This is a genomic window from Pseudomonas sp. NPDC088368, from assembly GCF_044753445.1.
GTDB classification, from domain to species: Bacteria; Pseudomonadota; Gammaproteobacteria; order Pseudomonadales; family Pseudomonadaceae; genus Aquipseudomonas; species Aquipseudomonas bambusae.
On record NZ_JBIVNG010000015.1, the window covers coordinates 1 to 18,284 of the forward strand.

Annotated in this window: 14 protein-coding genes; 7 read left to right on the forward strand and 7 right to left on the reverse strand. The window is 59.8% G+C overall.

The genetic code is table 11. The features are described from left to right. The first annotated feature begins 429 nt into the window (after nt 1-429). The gene (locus ACIQAL_RS27655; RefSeq protein WP_401151047.1) at nt 430-1,527 is read left to right on the forward strand and encodes a WD40/YVTN/BNR-like repeat-containing protein; all 1,098 of its coding nucleotides are present in this window, start codon (nt 430-432) and stop codon (nt 1,525-1,527) included. 27 nt (nt 1,528-1,554) lie between these two features. Beyond that, nucleotides 1,555-3,936: an RND family transporter gene (locus tag ACIQAL_RS27660; RefSeq protein ID WP_401151050.1), complete on the forward strand. Its 2,382-nt coding sequence runs from the start codon at nt 1,555-1,557 to the stop codon at nt 3,934-3,936. A 76-nt stretch (nt 3,937-4,012) separates the two neighbouring features. Here ACIQAL_RS27660 and ACIQAL_RS27665 read toward each other — a convergent pair whose 3' ends face one another. After that, the gene (locus ACIQAL_RS27665; protein WP_401151052.1) at nt 4,013-4,864 is read right to left on the reverse strand and encodes a 3-hydroxybutyryl-CoA dehydrogenase; all 852 of its coding nucleotides are present in this window, start codon (nt 4,862-4,864) and stop codon (nt 4,013-4,015) included. Nucleotides 4,865-4,876: 12 nt separating this feature from the next. Then, nucleotides 4,877-6,061 (reverse strand): acetyl-CoA C-acyltransferase family protein, encoded by a 1,185-nt coding sequence (locus ACIQAL_RS27670; protein WP_401151054.1) that lies wholly within the window; start codon nt 6,059-6,061, stop codon nt 4,877-4,879. 182 nt (nt 6,062-6,243) lie between these two features. On the opposite strand from ACIQAL_RS27670, the gene ACIQAL_RS27675 reads away from it, so the two are divergent. Then, complete coding sequence (locus tag ACIQAL_RS27675) at nt 6,244-7,257, forward strand: AraC family transcriptional regulator ligand-binding domain-containing protein (RefSeq protein ID WP_401151057.1); 1,014 nt, start codon at nt 6,244-6,246, stop codon at nt 7,255-7,257. A 30-nt stretch (nt 7,258-7,287) separates the two neighbouring features. Here ACIQAL_RS27675 and ACIQAL_RS27680 read toward each other — a convergent pair whose 3' ends face one another. Then, nucleotides 7,288-10,407 (reverse strand): glycosyltransferase, encoded by a 3,120-nt coding sequence (locus tag ACIQAL_RS27680; protein ID WP_401151059.1) that lies wholly within the window; start codon nt 10,405-10,407, stop codon nt 7,288-7,290. Between the two features lie 309 nt (nt 10,408-10,716). Between ACIQAL_RS27680 and ACIQAL_RS27685 the strand changes: the two genes are divergently transcribed. Together ACIQAL_RS27685 and ACIQAL_RS27690 are read left to right on the forward strand one after the other, a co-directional pair. Beyond that, nucleotides 10,717-11,958, forward strand: coding sequence for a glutamine synthetase family protein (locus ACIQAL_RS27685; protein ID WP_401151382.1), 1,242 nt, complete (start codon nt 10,717-10,719; stop codon nt 11,956-11,958). Nucleotides 11,959-12,013: 55 nt separating this feature from the next. Continuing rightward, the gene (locus tag ACIQAL_RS27690) at nt 12,014-13,495 is read left to right on the forward strand and encodes an MFS transporter (protein ID WP_341958999.1); all 1,482 of its coding nucleotides are present in this window, start codon (nt 12,014-12,016) and stop codon (nt 13,493-13,495) included. 38 nt (nt 13,496-13,533) lie between these two features. Here the strand turns inward: ACIQAL_RS27690 and ACIQAL_RS27695 are convergent, their stop codons facing one another. Continuing rightward, nucleotides 13,534-13,947 carry an SDR family NAD(P)-dependent oxidoreductase gene (locus tag ACIQAL_RS27695; RefSeq protein ID WP_401151062.1) on the reverse strand — a complete coding sequence of 138 codons (414 nt, stop codon included), beginning with the start codon at nt 13,945-13,947 and terminating at the stop codon, nt 13,534-13,536. Between the two features lie 238 nt (nt 13,948-14,185). On the opposite strand from ACIQAL_RS27695, the gene ACIQAL_RS27700 reads away from it, so the two are divergent. Then, nucleotides 14,186-14,932, forward strand: a complete 747-nt coding sequence (locus ACIQAL_RS27700; protein ID WP_401151064.1) for an SDR family oxidoreductase — start codon at nt 14,186-14,188, stop codon at nt 14,930-14,932. A gap of 142 nt (nt 14,933-15,074) precedes the next feature. Continuing rightward, a complete protein-coding gene (locus ACIQAL_RS27705; protein ID WP_401151066.1) occupies nt 15,075-16,025 on the forward strand; it encodes a GlxA family transcriptional regulator in 951 nt (316 codons plus the stop codon). Between the two features lie 535 nt (nt 16,026-16,560). On the opposite strand, the gene ACIQAL_RS27710 is transcribed toward ACIQAL_RS27705, so the two are convergent. The 3 genes from ACIQAL_RS27710 to flgM all read right to left on the reverse strand — a co-directional run bounded on the left by ACIQAL_RS27710 (nt 16,561) and on the right by flgM (nt 18,223). Next, the gene (locus ACIQAL_RS27710; RefSeq protein ID WP_401151069.1) at nt 16,561-17,301 is read right to left on the reverse strand and encodes a flagellar brake protein; all 741 of its coding nucleotides are present in this window, start codon (nt 17,299-17,301) and stop codon (nt 16,561-16,563) included. A gap of 81 nt (nt 17,302-17,382) precedes the next feature. Further along, a complete protein-coding gene (locus ACIQAL_RS27715) occupies nt 17,383-17,850 on the reverse strand; it encodes a flagella synthesis protein FlgN (RefSeq protein ID WP_166598040.1) in 468 nt (155 codons plus the stop codon). A gap of 49 nt (nt 17,851-17,899) precedes the next feature. Continuing rightward, entirely contained in the window at nt 17,900-18,223 is a 324-nt protein-coding gene (flgM, locus tag ACIQAL_RS27720) for a flagellar biosynthesis anti-sigma factor FlgM (protein ID WP_401151072.1), read from the reverse strand. Between the last annotated feature and the right edge of the window lie 61 nt (nt 18,224-18,284).

Here is an 18,284-nt window from a genome sequence, read left to right on the forward strand (position 1 = left end):
GGGTTTCCCCATGTGAGAGTAGGTCATCGTCAAGATTAAATTCCAGAACCCCATTTGCGAAAGCAGATGGGGTTTTGTTTTTGCGCGCGGAAAAATGCTTGGCATAACTCAAGCCCAGTCCTGGCACGAACTGTGAGAGCCTCGCAGAGCTGCACATATCCCAACTGTCACAGCCATCGGCCAGCCAGGTTGCTAGATATGTCACCCGACAGCCCATTCCAGCGGTTAGAGTTCCCAATCAGTCCCAGTGATAACGCTGCAATCACCTGACCGTTGCTTAACAAAAGATAACGTCATGTTGATTGTCATACGTTTCCCAAGCTGGATAGGATGGGTTCGCCTCGGAAGGCTCGTACGCAGGCTAGAGCGCTTGCAGTACTGAAATGACCTTCCGGAGAACCTAATAAAAATAAAGGAAGGGGAAGCTCCATGCGTGAGCCAGTCATTCGGCGCACTCGGTCCGCGGTCATTCAACGTCATGACGATTCCCGGACGCTACACACGAGCAGGCCTCTGAACGCTGTAGTGTTGGTGCTCATCTCCATGGCTCTCTGCGGCACGGCACTGGCTGCTGAAAGCACGCCGACCGCTGCCCCCGTCGTCAGCGACACGGCCGTTTTCGCACTGGAGTCCGCCAAAGCCTCTCGCAGTCTGCTGTTGGACGTGACTCACGCCGGTAAGCGAATTGTGGTGGTGGGAGACCGCGGTCACATTCTTTATTCCGATGATCAAGGCAAGTCCTGGACTCAAGCCAAAGTCCCAACCCGGCAATTGCTCACAGCGGTGTACTTCGTCGACGACCAGCACGGCTGGGCTGTCGGTCATGATGCGCAGATTCTCGCCAGCGGCGATGGCGGTGCCACCTGGAACAAACAATTCGAAGACCTCAAGCGCGAAGCGCCGCTGTTAGACGTATGGTTCAAGGACCTCAGCACTGGAATCGCAGTAGGGGCCTACGGCGCGCTGCTGGAGACCACCGACGGCGGTCAGCACTGGACCGACATCGGCGAACGGCTGGATAACGAAGACCAGTACCATCTCAATGGCATCGCCTACGTGAAGGATGCAGGTCTATTCATCGTCGGCGAAATGGGCAGCATGTTTCGCTCATCGGATGACGGTCAAACCTGGGAAAAACTCGAAGGCCCGTATCAAGGTTCGTTGTTCGGCGCAGTGGGTACGTCCCAAGCGAACACGCTGCTGGCGTACGGTCTGCGCGGCAATCTGTTCCGCTCGACGGATTTCGGCAGCAACTGGGAGCCGGTCGCGCTGCAGGGGGAGCGTGGGCCGTTGGAATTCAGCATCGCCAACGCTTCATTATTGCCGGACAACTCCATCGTGCTGGTAGGAAACGGCGGGAGCGTCATGCGCAGCACCGATGACGGCGAGACGTTCACCGTTTCCAATCGCTCGGACCGTCTCTCACTGGCCGGTGTGGCCGAGGACGACAAAGGCAATCTCATTCTGGTAGGACAGGGCGGCGTTCACGTCACCTCGCCGACAGGCGTTGATGTCGCTCAACAATAAGAACTGACCAGGCGAGGACGCTTATCGATGACAAATCTTCAACAGCCACACGACAAACCGACCTTTCTCGAACAATTGATCTTCAACAATCGTCCGACCGTGATTGGCATTTGTCTGTTGGTCAGTATTTTCCTGTTCTGGCAAGCCACTCTGGTTCGGCCGTCTACCAGTTTCGAGAAGATGATCCCGCTGGGTCATCCTTTCATTCAGAAGATGATGGAGCACCGCAACGACTTGGCGAACCTGGGCAACACCGTGCGGATTTCGGTGGAAGCCAAACAGGGCGATATCTTCACCAAGGAGTACATGGAGACCCTGCGGCAGATCAACGATGAGGTGTTCTACATTTCGGGTGTTGACCGTTCCGGGCTCAAGTCGCTGTGGAGCCCAAGTGTGCGCTGGACCGAGGTGACAGAGGAGGGCTTCGCCGGTGGCGAGGTGATTCCCCAGAGCTATGACGGTTCCCAGGACAGCCTCGACAAGCTGCGCAATAACGTCCTCAAATCCGGTCAAGTCGGGCGATTGGTGGCGAACAACTTCAAGTCCAGCATCGTCGATGTCCCTCTTCAGGAGTTCTACCCGGACCCGGCGGATCAGGGCAAATTACTGCCGCTGGATTACCGGCTGTTCTCCCACCAGTTGGAGGAGAAGATCCGCGACAAATACGAAGCGCAGAACCCCAACGTCGATATTCACATCGTCGGGTTTGCCAAGAAAGTGGGCGACCTGATCGACGGCCTGATCATGGTGGTGATGTTCTTCGGCGTGGCCTTCCTGATCACCCTCGTGCTCTTGATGTGGTTCACACGCTGCACGCGCAGCACCATCGCCGTCTTGAGCACCACGTTGATCGCCGTGGTGTGGCAACTGGGGCTCATGCATGTGGTGGGCTTTGGTCTCGATCCTTACTCGATGCTCGTACCGTTTCTGATCTTTGCCATCGGCATTTCCCACGGCGTGCAGAAAATCAACGGCATTGCCCTGCAATCCAGCGACGCCGACAACGCCCTGACTGCCGCGCGTCGCACGTTTCGCCAGCTGTTCCTGCCGGGGATGATCGCGATTCTGGCGGACGCCGTGGGCTTCATCACGCTGTTGATCATCGATATTGGCGTGATTCGCGAGCTGGCCATTGGCGCGTCCATTGGTGTCGCTGTGATCGTGTTCACTAACCTGATCCTGCTCCCCGTTGCCATTTCCTACGCAGGGATCAGCAAAAAGGCCGTGGTGCGCAGTAAACAGCATGCCGTTCGTGAACACCCGTTCTGGCGTCTGCTGTCGAACTTCGCGGCACCCAACGTCGCTAAGGTGTCGGTCACATTGGCATTGCTGGCACTGGCGGGAGGCCTCTGGTACGGCCACAACCTGAAGATCGGCGACCTTGATCAGGGCGCGCCGGAATTGCGGCCCGACTCCCGCTATAACCAGGACAACAATTTCATTATCAGCAATTACTCCACCAGTTCTGACGTGTTGGTGGTGATGGTCAAGACGCCGCCTGAAGGCTGTTCGGCCTACCAGACGCTTTCGGCCATCAATGAGCTGTCGTGGAAGATGGAAAACACGCCGGGCGTGCAGTCGGCGATCTCGCTGGTCACTGTGTCCAAACAGGTGATCAAAGGCATGAACGAGGGCAACCTGAAGTGGGAGTCGCTGTCGCGCAACAAGGACGTGCTCAACAGCTCTATTTCCCGTGCTGACGGTCTGTACAACAACACCTGTTCACTGGCGCCGCTGCTGATCTTCCTCAACGATCACAAGGCCGAGACGCTCGATCGGGCCGTGCACGCGGTGCAGGACTTCGCCAAGGCCAACAACAAGGAAGGGCTGGAATTCCTGTTGGCGGCCGGCAATGCCGGGATCGAAGCGGCGACCAACGAGGTGATCAAACAGGCCGAGTTGACCATCCTGATTCTGGTGTACATCTGCGTCGCCGTGATGTGCATGATCACCTTCCGCTCGTGGGCCGCGACGCTGTGCATCGTGCTGCCGTTGGTGTTGACCTCGGTGCTGGGCAACGCGCTGATGGCGTTCATGGGCATCGGGGTGAAGGTCGCGACCTTGCCGGTGGTGGCATTGGGCGTCGGGATTGGCGTCGATTACGGCATTTACATCTACAGCCGTCTGGAAAGCTTCCTGCGCGCGGGTCTGCCACTCCAGGAGGCCTACTACGAAACGTTGAAGTCCACGGGCAAGGCTGTGCTGTTTACCGGTCTGTGCCTGGCGATTGGTGTGTGCACGTGGATTTTCTCGGCGATCAAGTTTCAGGCGGACATGGGCTTGATGCTGACGTTCATGCTGCTGTGGAACATGTTCGGCGCGTTGTGGCTGCTCCCTGCACTGGCGCGATTTCTGATCAAGCCGGAGAAGATGGCGGGCAAAGTGGGGAATTCGTTGTTCTCCCATTGATGGCCGCTTGAAACAAAAAAACCGCAGCCTGAGAAGGTTGCGGTTTTTTTATGAGCCTCGGGAATCCCGTGAGCAGTCAGCTGTAGACGAAGAACCCGCGCCCGCTCTTGCGACCCAGATACCCCGCCGCGACCATTTCCTTGAGCAGCGGCGCAGGGCGGTATTTGCTGTCGTTGAAGCCCTCATGGAAGGCCTCGACGATGGCCAGCAACGTATCGAGTCCGATCAGGTCGGCCAATGCCAACGGCCCGATCGGCTGGTTGCAACCCAGACGCATACCGTCGTCGATGTCTTGAGCTGTCGCCAAGCCCTCCTGAAACACCAGGATCGCTTCATTGATCATCGGCACCAGAATGCGGTTGACCACAAAGCCAGGCCGGTTGCCTGCGGTGATGGCGGTCTTGTTCAGGCGCTCGGCCAGCTTGATCGCAACGACGTGGGTTTCGTCGGCCGTTTGCAGACCACGAATCACTTCGATCAGGCCCATCATCGGCACCGGATTGAAGAAGTGCAGACCGATGAAACGCTCCGGACTGTCGACGCTGGCCGCCAGCTGGGTGATCGACAGCGACGACGTGTTGGAGGCAATGACGCAATCCGCCCCCACGTGCGCGGCGATCTGTTTCAACAGGCGCAGTTTGAGGTCGAGGTTTTCGGTGGCCGCTTCGATCACCACCTGCGGCTCATTCAACTGCGCGTAATCGGTGATGCAGCGAATGCGTCCCAGCGCCTCTTCAGCCAGCTCGACCGTCAACGTCTGTTTGTTGACCTGGCGCTCCAGGTTTTTGCGCACGGTGGCCAAGCCCCGTTCCAGCGCAGCGTCATTGATGTCTAGCAGGGTCACGTCGAACCCGGCAATCGCACAGACTTGCGCGATGCCGTTGCCCATGGTGCCTGCGCCGATCACGGCGATGTGATGCAGGGTCATGCAGCCTCTCCCTTACACGCGTTCGAAGATGACGGCGATGCCTTGACCGCCGCCGATGCACATGGTGACCAAGGCATAGCGGCCGCCGATGCGGTGCAGTTCATGAATGGCCTTGGTCGCGATGATCGCGCCGGTCGCACCCACTGGATGACCGAGTGAAATGCCGGAACCGTTCGGATTGACCTTCTCCGGGTCGAAACCCAGCTCGCGAGCCACGGCGCAGGCCTGGGCGGCGAACGCTTCGTTGGACTCAATAACGTCCAGATCGGCCACGGTCAGGCCCGCACGTTCCAGCACCTTGCGGCTGGCAGGAATGGGTCCTAGCCCCATCATCGACGGTTCGACACCCGCGTGGGCATAGGCCACCAGGCGCGCCAGCGGCTTCAGGCCGTGTTCGCGCACCGTGTCACCGTTGGCCATCACCAGCGCGGCGGCACCGTCGTTCAGGCCCGAAGCGTTGCCTGCCGTGACCGTGCCGTCCTTCTTGAACGCGGTCTTCATCTTTTCCAGTTGCTCGGCGGTCACGTCGCCGCGCACGTGTTCATCCTGTGCAAAGGTGACGGTGCCTTTGCGGGTGGCGATTTCGATCGGCACGATCTGCCCTTCGAAGCGGCCTTCAGCGATGGCACGTGCGGCGCGTTGTTGGCTGGTCAGCGCCAAGGCATCCTGATCGGCACGGGTGATGCCGTAGTTTTCGGCGATGTTCTCGGCGGTGATGCCCATGTGAATGTTGGCGAACGGGTCATGCAGCGCGCCGAGCATGTAGTCGTAAGCCTGCACGTTGCCCATCCGCGCGCCCCAGCGGGCTTGCGGCATGATGTAGGCGCCACGGCTCATGGATTCGGTGCCGCCGGCCAGCACGGCGTTGGCATCCCCCAGCAACACGGATTGCGCAGCGGAGACGATCGCTTGCAAGCCCGAGCCGCACAGGCGGTTGACGTTCATGGCCGGGGTTTCCTTGGTCAGACCGGCTTCCAGTGCGATGACGCGGGACAGATAGGCATCGCGCACTTCGGTCGGGATCACGTGGCCCATGACCACGTGCCCGATATGCTCAGCCGCCAGGCCGGAAGAGGCGAGGGCCGCTCGGCTGACCTGAGTGCCCAGTTCGATGGGCGAGACGTCTTTGAGGGAACCGCCGAATCCACCGATGGCGGTACGCAGTGCGCTGACGACGAAAACTTCGGTATTACTCATGTCGACTCCTGAAACCCGTTGAATGAAAGAGATGGCAACGACGGGCGGCATTTCGGCCACGTGCCCATTGCGGGCAAGTCTAGATCGGCATTTGGGGCGGGCCTATGCCGAAACTGTCCAGATCGGCTGGCGTTCTTTACCATCAGCGCCGTGGCTTATAACGACAAAAGGAAATACGGCTCATGCGGGAAAAGGATTCGGTGTCGATTTATTTCGTCCAACTGGTGGTGCATGCCTTGCGCGACCAGCCTCTGCGCCTGCAATCGGTGCTGGACGGAGCAGGAATCGACAGTGCGCTGCTGGACGATCCGACGGCCCGTGTGCCGGCCAGTGCGTTCGCCTCGCTGTGGCTGATTCAAATCAAGGAGCTGCGCGATGAATTCTTCGCCCTGGATTCCCACGGCATGCCGCTCGGCAGCTTCTCGCTGATTTGCCGGGGCTTGATCCAGGAGCCGAACCTGGAGAAAGCTTTGCGTCAATGTCTGGCCAACTTTGGGCTGTTCCTGCGGGACTTCAAGGGCAGCCTGATCGTGCGCGGTCAGCGGGCCGTGATTGCGCTGGACAACCTCGCCACCGACCCTGAAAAACGCCGGTTTGGCGAAGAGACGTTTCTGCTGCTGATGATCAGCCTGTTGTGCTGGCTGGGCGGTCGTCGTATCACCATCGACCGCGCGCAGTTTTGCCACACACGCGAACGGCTGAGCGACGATTCGCTGTTGTGGGGTTTCAACCTGAGCTTCGGCGAGGCGCGCACTGAGGTCGAGTTTTCCAGCCAATACTTGCGCCTACCGGTGGTGCAGACATTGCCGTCGCTCAAGTCATTCCTGCGCACGGCGCCGCAATGGCTGGTGATCCGCTTCCGCAATCAACGGGGCCTCGCCGCGCAGGTCTATCAGCGCTTGCGCGGTAGCCATTACGGCCACTGGCCGACGTTGCTGGAGATGGCCCTTGAACTGAAGCTGAGCCCCACCACGTTCCGCCGTCGGCTAGAACGCGAAGGCTGCGCGTTTCAGGGGATCAAGGACGACGTGCGGCGGGGTATCGCCCAACAGAAACTCCGCGAAACCGACATGAGCGTGGTCGAGATCGCAGCGCTGGTGGGTTTTCAAGAGCCCAGCGCCTTTCACCGGGCGTTCAAGAAATGGACGGGGGAAAGCCCTGGCGGCTACCGTCGAGGGCGGGCTGCTCAAGGCTGAACCCAGCCTCCCTTGGCGGTGTGCAGTCGCCTACGGCAACCACGCCTTGAGCAGCGCCTGCTGATAAGCAGCGTCCTGAACCCAAGCGCTCAGGACCGCGTTGCGCAGGTGTTCGCCCCGTGCGATGCGGGCGCCTTCATCGTGCACATGTTCTGCTATCGCCCCTGACCATACGGCCACTTGATTGCTCAGGCGCATCACCGGCAGTTCGCCACGAAAGCCGTCCACGTCGCTACAAATGATCGGCACGCCACAGGCGCCGTATTCCAGTAGCAGGCTGTGATCACGGCAATGATTGCTCAGGGTGTCGCGCAGCGGGATCAACGCCAGGTCCAGATTCAAACCGGTGAGCGCGTCGCGATTTCCCCAGAAATGAGCATTGCTGTGCACTTCTACGGCCAGGTGGTTGAGGCGCGGATGGCCACTGCCCAGCAGAATCCAATCGACGTCGACTTGGTGCATCAGCGCTTCGATCAAGGGGATGTCCGAGTGATGATCACCGCTCACGAAGCAGCCGATACGCGGTCGTGGGTTGGACCGACGCCACGGCAAGGGCATCGCCCATTCAGGGCTCAGGCGCGTGGGCAGAATCAATACGGGGCGAGCATCGCGATCGAATATCTCTGCCAGTACGGGGGTCGCCACCACAATGCGGTCAACCAAGTCCTGAGCGTTTTGAACGGCGCCCGCCATTTCCAGGTCGCTGGGCAGGCCATCGATGTCCAGGACCTTGAGGCATTTGGAATAGGACGCGAGCTGGCGCATTGACTCCAGACGTGGGGGATCAAGGCGCCGATGCAGGACAATAGTGTCCGGCTGATAACGCTCCACGTCGATCACCCCGGGCAACTGTACGCTGACCACGCCATCGACCAGGCCTTCGGCTTTGAGGGTTTCGAACGGTTGCCAGATGCGCCGTTGGGCCGATGCGGAGGCGATGGCCGGGACCGCCAGTGCGGTGGGTATGGGCAGCCCTTTGAGTGGCCGCCAGGTGAATTCAGTACGCCCATCGAACTTGAAGCCGGTGTCTTCGAGGGATAGGTTAGGGCTGTATGCAGGATCGTTAGCCATGATGGGCAGCCATTTACTCATCATGCCGTGCTGTTCGGAGCGGAAGCGCTTGATCTTCGCCGCAAAGGCAGTGGGATCGACATGGATCTGGCTAACGCTGCCTTCGTGCAGCAGTAATGCGTGAGGCGTCCAGACGATCAGATAGCCCTGTGCACTGACCTTCAGACACAGGTCTACGTCGTTGTAGGAAACTTTGAACAGTTCCTCGTCAAGCCCGCCGACTTCATCATAGATCGATCGACGAACCATCAGGCAAGCTGCCGTGACGGCGCTGTAGTTCTGGTCGACCAACACACGTTGCATGTAACCCGGTGTGGCGGCAGGCTGACCGATGAAGGGGTGCCCGGCGGGGCCATTAAGGCCGATGACCACACCTGCATGCTGAATATGACCGTCTGGGAATAGCAGCTTCGCACCGACGATCCCGACCTCCGGGCGCTGGGCGTGGTTGAGCAGCGCGTCCAGCCACCCCCCGTCGAGAACGGCCGTGTCGTTGTTGAGCAAGACCAGGTACTCGCCCTTGGCGTGGGTGACGGCGAAGTTATTGATCGCCGAATAGTTGAACGGATACGGATAGCGCAGTACACGGATCTTCTCGCCGCCGATGACCTCTAGCTCGTTCAGCCAGGCAATGGCTTCTTCGGTCTGGCTGTCGTTGTCGACGATGAGCAGCTCGTAATTGAAGTATCGGGTCTTTTCCAGCAACGTTTCCACGCAACGACGCAGGAAGGGCAGTTGGTCCTTGGTCGGGACAATGATGGAGACCAGCGGCTGAGTCGCGTGACCATAGTGGATGTGGTAATGGCGCAGCGGATACTCTCGCACCTGATGATTGGGATAACCCCGACTGTCGAGGTGACGACCCAAGGCCAAGACTTCATCCGGGTTAGCGCTCAGTTGTGGCGGTTCACAGCTCACCAGCGGTTCTGCGATGTGTTCGATGCAGCTCAAGCCCCGGTCGTCGATGATTCGCAGGATCAGATCGAACTCCAGCGCTTGGGGCAGTTGATCGTCCAGTCCACCCACGGCCAGAAACGTGTCGCGGCGAAACAACCAATGCGTCGCCATGATCACAGGCAAGCTGATGAGGTAATCCAGATTGGTGTCGGGTTTGAATACCAGCCCCGCGTGCCCGCTACCGAGCTGAATTTCATCGCAGTACAGCATACAAGCCTGCGAGTTCGACAACCGCTGTTCGAGCATGCAGACGCCACTGTCAATCAACTCATCCCCAGCGTTGAGCAGAAGGAGCCACTGGTGATCGACCTTGTCGATCAGTGAGTTGATCTGGTGCGCTGTGGAGTGGCCGAGGCGATCCCATCCCACGTCGAAAGGCAGCGGGCCTTCGGGTTCAAGAGGCGTGAGCACATGAACACCAATGCTCGTCGCAGAGCTGGCCTGCCAGTGCAGCACGCTTTTCAGCGTCTTTCTGAGCGCATCGACAGCTCCCGTCGAATCCAGGATCACGACGCCCACGCTTGACTGAGCGTGTGCCGCTTGGTGTCGATCCAGCAGCCGACGTTGCACGGTGGTCAGATTGCGGTCTTCCAGCCAGCGGGAAACCTGCAGGTTCATCTGGCTTTGGTGACGCTGCGCCGCTTGCAAGGTCAATGCGATAAACCGCTCCAACTCATCACGTTCCGGCGCCGTCACGTGTAGGTCATCGTTCAGCGGCAGCGTGAGGATCGTCGGCTCGGTCGCCCGGTGACTGACGTCGTGGCTGTGGTAGAACACCAAGTCGGTATCGACCGTGCCGACTTCTTTGGCAATGAGCTCGTCCGACGCGTTGAGGATGTAGCGCGCCACAACCCGGCTCGACAATGGGTTGCCTTGCAGCGAGCCGGGATAGACCGCAATCGGCAGCCTCTGCTCAATGCTGCACGCTTCCAGAATCTCTTCCGTCACCAACGGGGTGTTCAGGTTCGGACTGACCACCGTGCCTCCTGCGATGTACGCATTGAGCCCGGCGAGGTTCAACGCATGACACAACAGGTGCATCACCCGGCTGTCATTGTTGGTTTCTTGATAATCACCGGCGTAGAGGAAGTAGGGATGGGCTGTCTTTTTATCGAAAGTCACGGCGTGCTCGATGATCATCAGTAAGTACAGACGGGCTGATCGGCCTGTCAGAGAAGTGGCGATAGGCGGCAAAAAACAAAGGTGCAGCAATATTTCGGCCAGTTAGCAGGAACACCTGTGATGCTTGATATTTTGAACGACCGACGTTTATTTTGTACGCCTGCCGCACCACACCGCGCGGCCTGCCAGCCAAAAAGGATTTGAGTCATGTCGAGCGATGGCCACAATTCACTCGCGCAGCGATTGATGGGCATTGATGAAATTGAATGCGTCACCCCGGACCTCAACGGCGTGCCGCGTGGAAAAGTGATGACGGGAGAGGGCTTTCTCGAAGGGCGACGCCTGCAACTGGCCCGGGGCGTGCTGCTGCAATGCATCATGGGCGGCTACCCGGCGGCGAAGTTCTACGGCAGCGACGATGGCGATCTGGCGCTGATCGCTGACGAGCAACAGATCCATCGCCTGCCCTGGAGCGATGAGCCGCGAGCATTGGCGATTTGCGACGCCGACGAGCTGGATGGCGAGCCATCGAACCTGTCCACCCGGGGCCAGCTCAAATCGGTGATCGCACGGTATGCGCATCACGGCTGGTCACCGGTTGTGGCCACCGAACTGGAGTTTTTTGTCTTCGCGCCGAACAGCGATCCCGCTCAGCCGTTCAAGCCGCCAGTGGGGCTGGACGGTCGCCGTGAGGACGGGCAATCAGCGTTCAGCGTGACCTCCAACAACGGCCTGCGCCCGTTCTTCAGCGAAGTCTATAAATGCATGGCGGCGCTGGGGTTGCCTCGCGACACTTTCATGCACGAAATGGGCGTCAGCCAGTTCGAGATCAATCTGCTGCATGGCGATCCTTTATTGCTGGCGGACCAGACGTTCCTGTTCAAGCACATGCTCAAGGAAGTGGCGCTCAAGCACGGCCTGACCGTGGTGTGCATGGCCAAGCCGCTGGCCCATACGCCGGGCAGTTCGATGCACATCCATCAGAGCGTGGTCGACAGCGTCACCGGGCAGAACATTTTCAGCGATGAGCAGGGGGAGCCGACGGAGGCATTCCATCACTTCATTGGCGGGCAGCAGGCGGCAATGGCGGATTTCACCGCTTTATTTGCGCCGAACGTCAATTCCTACCAGCGTTTGTGTCATCCTTTCGCCTCCCCGAACAACGCTTGCTGGTCCCACGACAACCGTGCGGCCGGGCTGCGCATTCCGGCCAGTGCACCGGTCGCACGTCGGGTGGAAAATCGTCTGCCCGGTGCAGACGCCAATCCCTACCTCGCAATTGCAGCTAGTCTTTCAGCCGGGCTGTACGGGATCGAGCAACGGTTGCAGCCGTCGGCGCCGATTCAGGGGGAATTCGTCGTACCGGACAATCTCTCGCTGCCCTGTACCTTGCACGCGGCATTGGAGCGTCTGAAACGCAGCGCTCTGGCCAAGGAACTGTTCGGCGCCGAATTCATCGAAGGCTACATCGCGTCGAAGACCCTGGAGCTGACCAGTTTCTTCAACGAAATTACCCCTTGGGAGCGCCGCGTCTTAGCCTCTCAAGCTTAAGAACCGTGGTTCGAAAACCCTTCATTGGAGGAGGGTTTTCGTTTTTGGAAAGCCAATGCGCCAAATCTGGAAATCGTTTCGAGCGCTGTATTTTGCCTCACTGATGATGTTGATCGGTTCGGGCCTTCTGAGTACCTACCTTGCCTTGCGTCTCGCTGCCGATCAGGTCGATGGCCTGTGGGTCGGTGCGTTGATGGCCGCCAACTATGTCGGCCTGGCGCTGGGCGGCAAGGTCGGTCACCGGCTGATTGGCCGGGTCGGGCACATCCGCGCGTACGCAACGTGTGCGGGGATCGTCGGCGCTGCCGTTCTGGGCCACGGGCTGATCAATTACCTGCCGGCCTGGATCTTTCTGCGGATGATCGTCGGCCTCGGCATGATGTGTCAGTACATGGTCATCGAGAGTTGGCTCAACGAACAGGCCTCGCCCAAACAGCGCGGCACGGTGTTCAGCGGCTACATGATCGCGTCGTACCTGGGGCTGGTCCTCGGTCAACTGATACTCGTGGTGCACCCGCAACTGGGGCCTGAGCTGCTGATGCTGGTCGCGATGTGCTTTACGCTCTGCCTGGTGCCGGTGGCGATGACCCGCAGCATTCACCCGGCGCCGATGCGTCCTGCGCCGCTGGAGCCGCTGTTCTTCATGCGCCGCGTGCCGCAGTCGCTCACCACGGTGCTGAGCGCCGGTCTGATCATCGGTTCGTTTTACGGCCTGGCGCCGCTGTATGCCGCGCAGCAGGGGCTGAGCACCGAGCATGTTGGTCTGTTCATGGCGACGTGTATCGGCGCGGGTCTTCTTGTTCAAGGGCCCTTGGGCAAACTGTCGGACCGCTATGACCGTGCCTGGCTGATTCGCGGCGTGGCCGGTCTGTTGGTACTGGCGGCGTTGCCACTGGCGGTCTTTCCGGGCTTGCCGTTGGAAGCGGTGTTCGCGATGGGCTTCATGGCATCGTTGCTGCAATTCGCGCTGTACCCCCTCGCGGTGGCGTTTTCCAACGACCACGTCGAAGGCGAACGCAGGGTGTCGCTGACGGCCATGCTGCTGATGACCTACGGCGTGGGCGCCAGTATCGGGCCATTGGTGTCGGGCGTGCTGATGAAGCAGTTTGGCAGCAACATGCTCTATGCCTTCGTCTGTTGCATCGCTTTGATTCTGACGCTGCGGATTCGTCCGAAAGCCGTGACCAATCTGCACCAGGTCGTCGACGCGCCACTGCACCACGTCGCGATGCCGGACAGCATGTCCAGCTCGCCACTGGTGGTGGCCCTCGACCCACGGGTGGACGAACAGGTGGTTCAGGATCAGATGCAGACCACGACGGAACCGGCGCCCGACGCTGCCGAGCCTCAGACAGGACAGTCGGCGGAGCCGCAACCGGGCAGCGAAGAACAGCCGGAACGGGTAGTGGCGTCAGGCGAAGGCGTTGTGAGGCCGGTGGCTGTGGTGGACGGCGACGTCAGCACCGAGCCTCAGTCTGCCAAGCCGGATGCCGCTCATGATGCTTCGCGGGATGTGGGCGTGGATCGACCGCTGTAAGGCCCAAACCGCCTGTCCCCGGGTTTCGAACGTTGCGCTCAGTGCAGGGGACCGCTTCGTTCCCATTGCATGAGGAACAGGCTCCAGGTCGCGTCGTCCAGCGGGCATCGCGCCTTGCCCGTCACCTCGATCACGGCGCTGACATAGCGTGTCAGCGCCGTCGGCAACAAGGCCCGGTGGGTGCGATAGTTCACCACCAGCGTGATGCTGGCGTCGGCGCTCAACAGCCGCTCGATCCGTTGCGCATCTTCACGGCGGGTCAGGTCGCCCGCCAGCACTTCCACCAGACGCCCGGAAACATCGGTGATCCGTCTGGCCACCGTTTGCAGCCGATCACGATCCGCCGCGACCAGAATCAGATCGTATCCCTGAGCGGCCATGCGCCGCGCGTATGCCAGGCTTGGGCCTGACGAAACGCCGGTGATCACGGCGGTGCCTCTGTGACTGAACATCCCGCACCTGCTGTCTTGACGTTATCAGGCGTCAGGGTAAGCCTTGTTGTCACCGCGCACCGGTCATAAAAGCCACGAATAAAGACGTGTTTTCCGGCCTTGCACGAATGGCCGGAAAGGGTGTTTTTACGGCACATCGCGCCATCGCCCTCTCTCTAACATCAGTTCCCGAGATGCACACAACGCCACGGCCCCGCCTGGCGGCGTGCGCATCAACCCTTACTTTCGGAGAACCGACATGAAATTGACCCACAACACGATCTTCATTACCGGCGGCGGTTCTGGCATCGGCCGCGCCCTGGCGGAAGCCCTGCATCAACGCGGCAATAAAGTGATCATCGCCGGGCGCCGCGAGGCGCTGCTCAAGGAAGTCGCTGCGGCGAATCCGGGCATGGAAAGTGTGACTCTGGACGTCGGCGATGCAGCCGACATCGCCAAAGTGACCGCTGACGTGGTGCGCCGCTTCCCGACGCTGAACGTGCTGATCAACAACGCTGGCATCATGCAGATCGACGACGCCAGCAAGCCCATCGACGAAAAACTGTTGATCGATACCCTGACCACCAACGTCTCCGGCCCGATCCGCGTGACCTCCGGGCTGATCGAGCACCTGAAAACCCAACCCGATGCGGTCGTGATCAACGTCTCGTCTGTACTGGCCTTCGTGCCTCTGGCCCTGACTGCGGTCTACAGCGCGACCAAGGCGGCGTTGCATTCGTACTCGCTGTCGCAGCGTTTCATGCTCCGCGACACCTCGGTGCGTGTGCTGGAAATCGCGCCGCCGTGGACCCAGACCGACCTGTTGGGCAGCAACGACGAACCGCGCGCCATGCCGCTGGGCGAGTTCATCGAAGAAACCCTTGCTGCGCTGGCCACCGATGCCGATGAAATCCTGGTCGAACGTGCCAAGCCTCTGCGTGCAGCGACAGGCCCGAACGAGATGGCTTTCGTGACCGAGTTCAACAACGGCTTCCTGGCCGGTTGATCCCCTTGCGTCGCTTTGTCCCGTTGCCTCTGGCGCGGGGCAGAGCGTCTGCATTTTTGATTGAAAGTGCGCTTCAAAGAGAAGGCTTGCTTGCGAGGCGCTTGGGTCTAGAATCGAGTTCTTTGTGACGGGCACCGCCTCTATGCAAACCGTTGCGCTTATTGTCCGGCCTGATTTTCAAGTCATGAGCCTCGCCGCGTTGTCGGCGTTCGAATTTGCCAATCTGGCGGCCGAGAAAAAACTGTACGACATCCACGTCTTGTCTGAGCATGGCGGGCTGGTGGCTGCCAGCGCGTTGTACACCTCGGTGGCCACTCAACCATTGGATCGTCCGCAATTCGACACGGTGCTGATCAGTGGCGCCATGGATGCGTCGTCGGCCTCACCGGCGATCAATGCGTTTCTCGTTGATGCCTACGCGACGTCCCGTCGGGTGGGCGCGTTGTGCGTGGGCGCGTTTGCCCTGGCCGAAGCGGGGTTGCTTGATGGGCGTCGCGCCACCGTGCATTGGGCGCGAGCGCGTGAAATGCGTGAGCGCTTTCCCGCCATCAAGGTCGAGGAAGACCGGATTTACATCATCGACGGCAAAATCTGGACCTCGGCCGGCATGACGGCGGCACTGGACCTGACCCTCGGCATGGTGGAAAAGGACCACGGCGCCGAACTGGCGCGCAAAGTGTCGCAGCACTTGGTGCTCTACCATCGTCGCGCTGGCGGACAGTCGCAGCATTCGGCGATGTTGGAGATGAGCCCCAGCTCCGACCGCATCCAAATGTCGCTGGAGTACGCCCGCAAGCACCTGCGTCGGGAGCTGTCGGTGGAAGAGTTGGCCGACGCCGCTTGCCTGAGCCCGCGCCAGTTCAGCCGGTCATTTCGGGCGGAAACCGGCATGTCGCCCGCAAAGGCCGTGGAGAACCTGCGGCTGGAAACGGCCCGCCTGATGATGGAGCAGGGGCGTCACTCGCTGGAAGCGGTGGCCACAGAAACGGGATTCGGGGATCGGGAACGCATGCGTCGGGCGTTCATCCGCGTCTACGGGCAGTCACCCCAATCGCTGCGACGCAGTTTTGGCCCCGTGGTGGACGCGTTCTAACGTGCTACACGGCGCGTACCTGTGCACGGCCTCACCCTGTGGGGGCCGCCAGACGTCCCGGCGACACTGCATTCTGTAGGAGCGAATTCATTCGCGAAGATTGACCAGGCGCTGGAAATGCATCGGCTGTACCGCCCCCTTCGCGAATGAATTCGCTCCCACAGGTTGAGGTCGCGCCCGGCCTTGGATTCGGAGGCGACGCAGGACTTCTGTAGGAGCGAATTCATTCGCGAAGATTGACCAGGCGCTGGAAATGCATCGGCTGTACCGGCCCTTCGCGAATGAATTCGCTCCCACAGGTTGAGATCGCGTCCGGCCATGGCTTTGGAGGCGACGCTGGACTTCTGTAGGAGCGAATTCATTCGCGAAGATTGACCAGACGCTGGAAATGCAGCGGCTGTACCGGTCCTTCGCGAATGAATTCGCTCCCGCAGTTGAACCAGCGCCAGCCGCCAAACTTCGAGGCGAAACCGGCTTGTGTGGGATGCCGCCAAAAGGGATGGGTAAAAGATGAAACGGCCCCGAAGGGCCGTTATCAGAAGTCGTCGTCTTTGTCGAAGCGACGGGCTTCGCGCTGCAATTGGTACACGAACCGTTCGACTTGGCGTTGCACCAACCCACTGATGTTGTGGAAGCGAACACCGGCGAAGGTGGTGTTGATCTTTTCTTCGAAGTGCAGGTATCGCAGCTCTACCGAGGTGCTCATGCTGCCGAAGGGCAGGGAGGCGATAAAGCGTTCGTAGACCTGGCCCAGTTGCATGCGTTCGGAGACGTCGCCTTCGAAGCGCAATTTGCAGCCGGTGGCCGAGACGTCCAGCAGCTTGCCGCGCAACGGCGCCTTGAGCTTGTCCCCGCCAATTTCGATGTCCACCAGCGAGGCCAGCTTCAATGCAGCACGGAAGGCATTGCGGCGTTGGTGGTAAACGACTTCTTCAGGCAGAGGGCCACGGTAGCTGTGCGGCTCCTCGATGATGGTCATCTGTGCCTTCACTTCCCAGGCGATTCGCACGCCGTCGTGGAAGCCTTCGACGCGAAACGGCTCGCCATTGGCCAGATACCGTTCACCGTCGCGGGGAATCATTTCGTCGAGCGCGATCTCGTTGCTGTCGCGATCAACGTCGATGACATAGCTCTGGAAGCGCTGACTGCGCTCGTGAAAAGTGATGATCAGCGGATCATGACTTTCCATCAGCAACCGCATGTTGGCGGCAATTTCCAAAGGCGTGGTAAGTACCTTCGGGGGCTGCGGAACATCTTCCGCGCTTGAGGCATTCACGGTTCATCCATCTCCAGGCAAAAAACGACAGCGTGCGGCCGAGGCATTTTGCCATCATGTTGCACGCCTTGATACAAGAACTTACGCCTGGCTGAGCGGACGTGGTCTGGCCCTGCCTGATGTCGAACCCCGGCTGTCATAGAGCGTTGGAGTGTCGCCACCGTTGAGGATTCTGAGTTGCTGTGCCGTGGTCAGTTGCTGTAACTGAATCAGGCCGCCGTTCTGTTCATTGGCCGCTTGGCACTCGGCTATCAGTGCACTCAGTTCATCGCCCGCTGTCAATAACGCTTCACCCACTGACGAGTGTTTAGCCACTTCCTCAAGTCCCGCTCGACTGGCGGGCAGGCCAAGACTCGACAACAGTTGCGAGCGTCTGCGTCCGTGCTGTTCGAGCACGATCACCAACGCCTGTTTCTGCGCCAGGATGTGTTCCATTTCGACCATATTGCGACCATGCAGCGCCAATGACTCGGCCTTCAGGATCTCCAGCAGATGCTGGGCTGGCGCAATATCGTCCGTGATCAGTTGAAGCAAAGTAGTGTCTTGCATCGCATGCCCTGGGATTTAAGCGTCCAGAAGCCCCTGCGCGGACCGGGGGCTAGCGCTGGGCTTCAAAATTAAGCATTTTGCTCGCAACACGGTTGCTGTCGACCTTGTAGCTGCCGTCGGCGATAGCCTGCTTCAACTCAGCGACACGGCTGCTGTTGACGACGGGCTGATCACGCAACGAATCAGTGATCTTCTGCAACTGTTGAGCTTCGCTGCTCAAATGTACTGTCTCGCCACTGCCACTGCCGCTGACGCTTTCGGAAGTGCTGACCGTCGCCGCGGCGTCGGTTTTGCTGGATTCCTTGGCGTTAGGAGTACGTGTCGTACCTCCAACGGTGGTGGAACTATTCAAACGACTGAAGTCGATGACCATGATTGAAAACCTCTGGGTTCTAGGACGCTTGCCTTGGTTTCGGCCAAACCCGGAATAACTT

Coding starts and splice junctions, on each gene's coding strand:
- ACIQAL_RS27655 (WP_401151047.1), top strand. CDS start 430: ATGCGTGAGCCAGTCATTCGGCGCACTCGGTCCGCGGTCATTCAACGT.
- ACIQAL_RS27660 (WP_401151050.1), top strand. CDS start 1,555: ATGACAAATCTTCAACAGCCACACGACAAACCGACCTTTCTCGAACAA.
- ACIQAL_RS27665 (WP_401151052.1), bottom strand. CDS start 4,864: ATGACCCTGCATCACATCGCCGTGATCGGCGCAGGCACCATGGGCAAC.
- ACIQAL_RS27670 (WP_401151054.1), bottom strand. CDS start 6,061: ATGAGTAATACCGAAGTTTTCGTCGTCAGCGCACTGCGTACCGCCATC.
- ACIQAL_RS27675 (WP_401151057.1), top strand. CDS start 6,244: ATGCGGGAAAAGGATTCGGTGTCGATTTATTTCGTCCAACTGGTGGTG.
- ACIQAL_RS27685 (WP_401151382.1), top strand. CDS start 10,717: ATGACGGGAGAGGGCTTTCTCGAAGGGCGACGCCTGCAACTGGCCCGG.
- ACIQAL_RS27690 (WP_341958999.1), top strand. CDS start 12,014: ATGCGCCAAATCTGGAAATCGTTTCGAGCGCTGTATTTTGCCTCACTG.
- ACIQAL_RS27695 (WP_401151062.1), bottom strand. CDS start 13,947: ATGTTCAGTCACAGAGGCACCGCCGTGATCACCGGCGTTTCGTCAGGC.
- ACIQAL_RS27700 (WP_401151064.1), top strand. CDS start 14,186: ATGAAATTGACCCACAACACGATCTTCATTACCGGCGGCGGTTCTGGC.
- ACIQAL_RS27705 (WP_401151066.1), top strand. CDS start 15,075: ATGCAAACCGTTGCGCTTATTGTCCGGCCTGATTTTCAAGTCATGAGC.
- ACIQAL_RS27715 (WP_166598040.1), bottom strand. CDS start 17,850: ATGCAAGACACTACTTTGCTTCAACTGATCACGGACGATATTGCGCCA.
- flgM (WP_401151072.1), bottom strand. CDS start 18,223: ATGGTCATCGACTTCAGTCGTTTGAATAGTTCCACCACCGTTGGAGGT.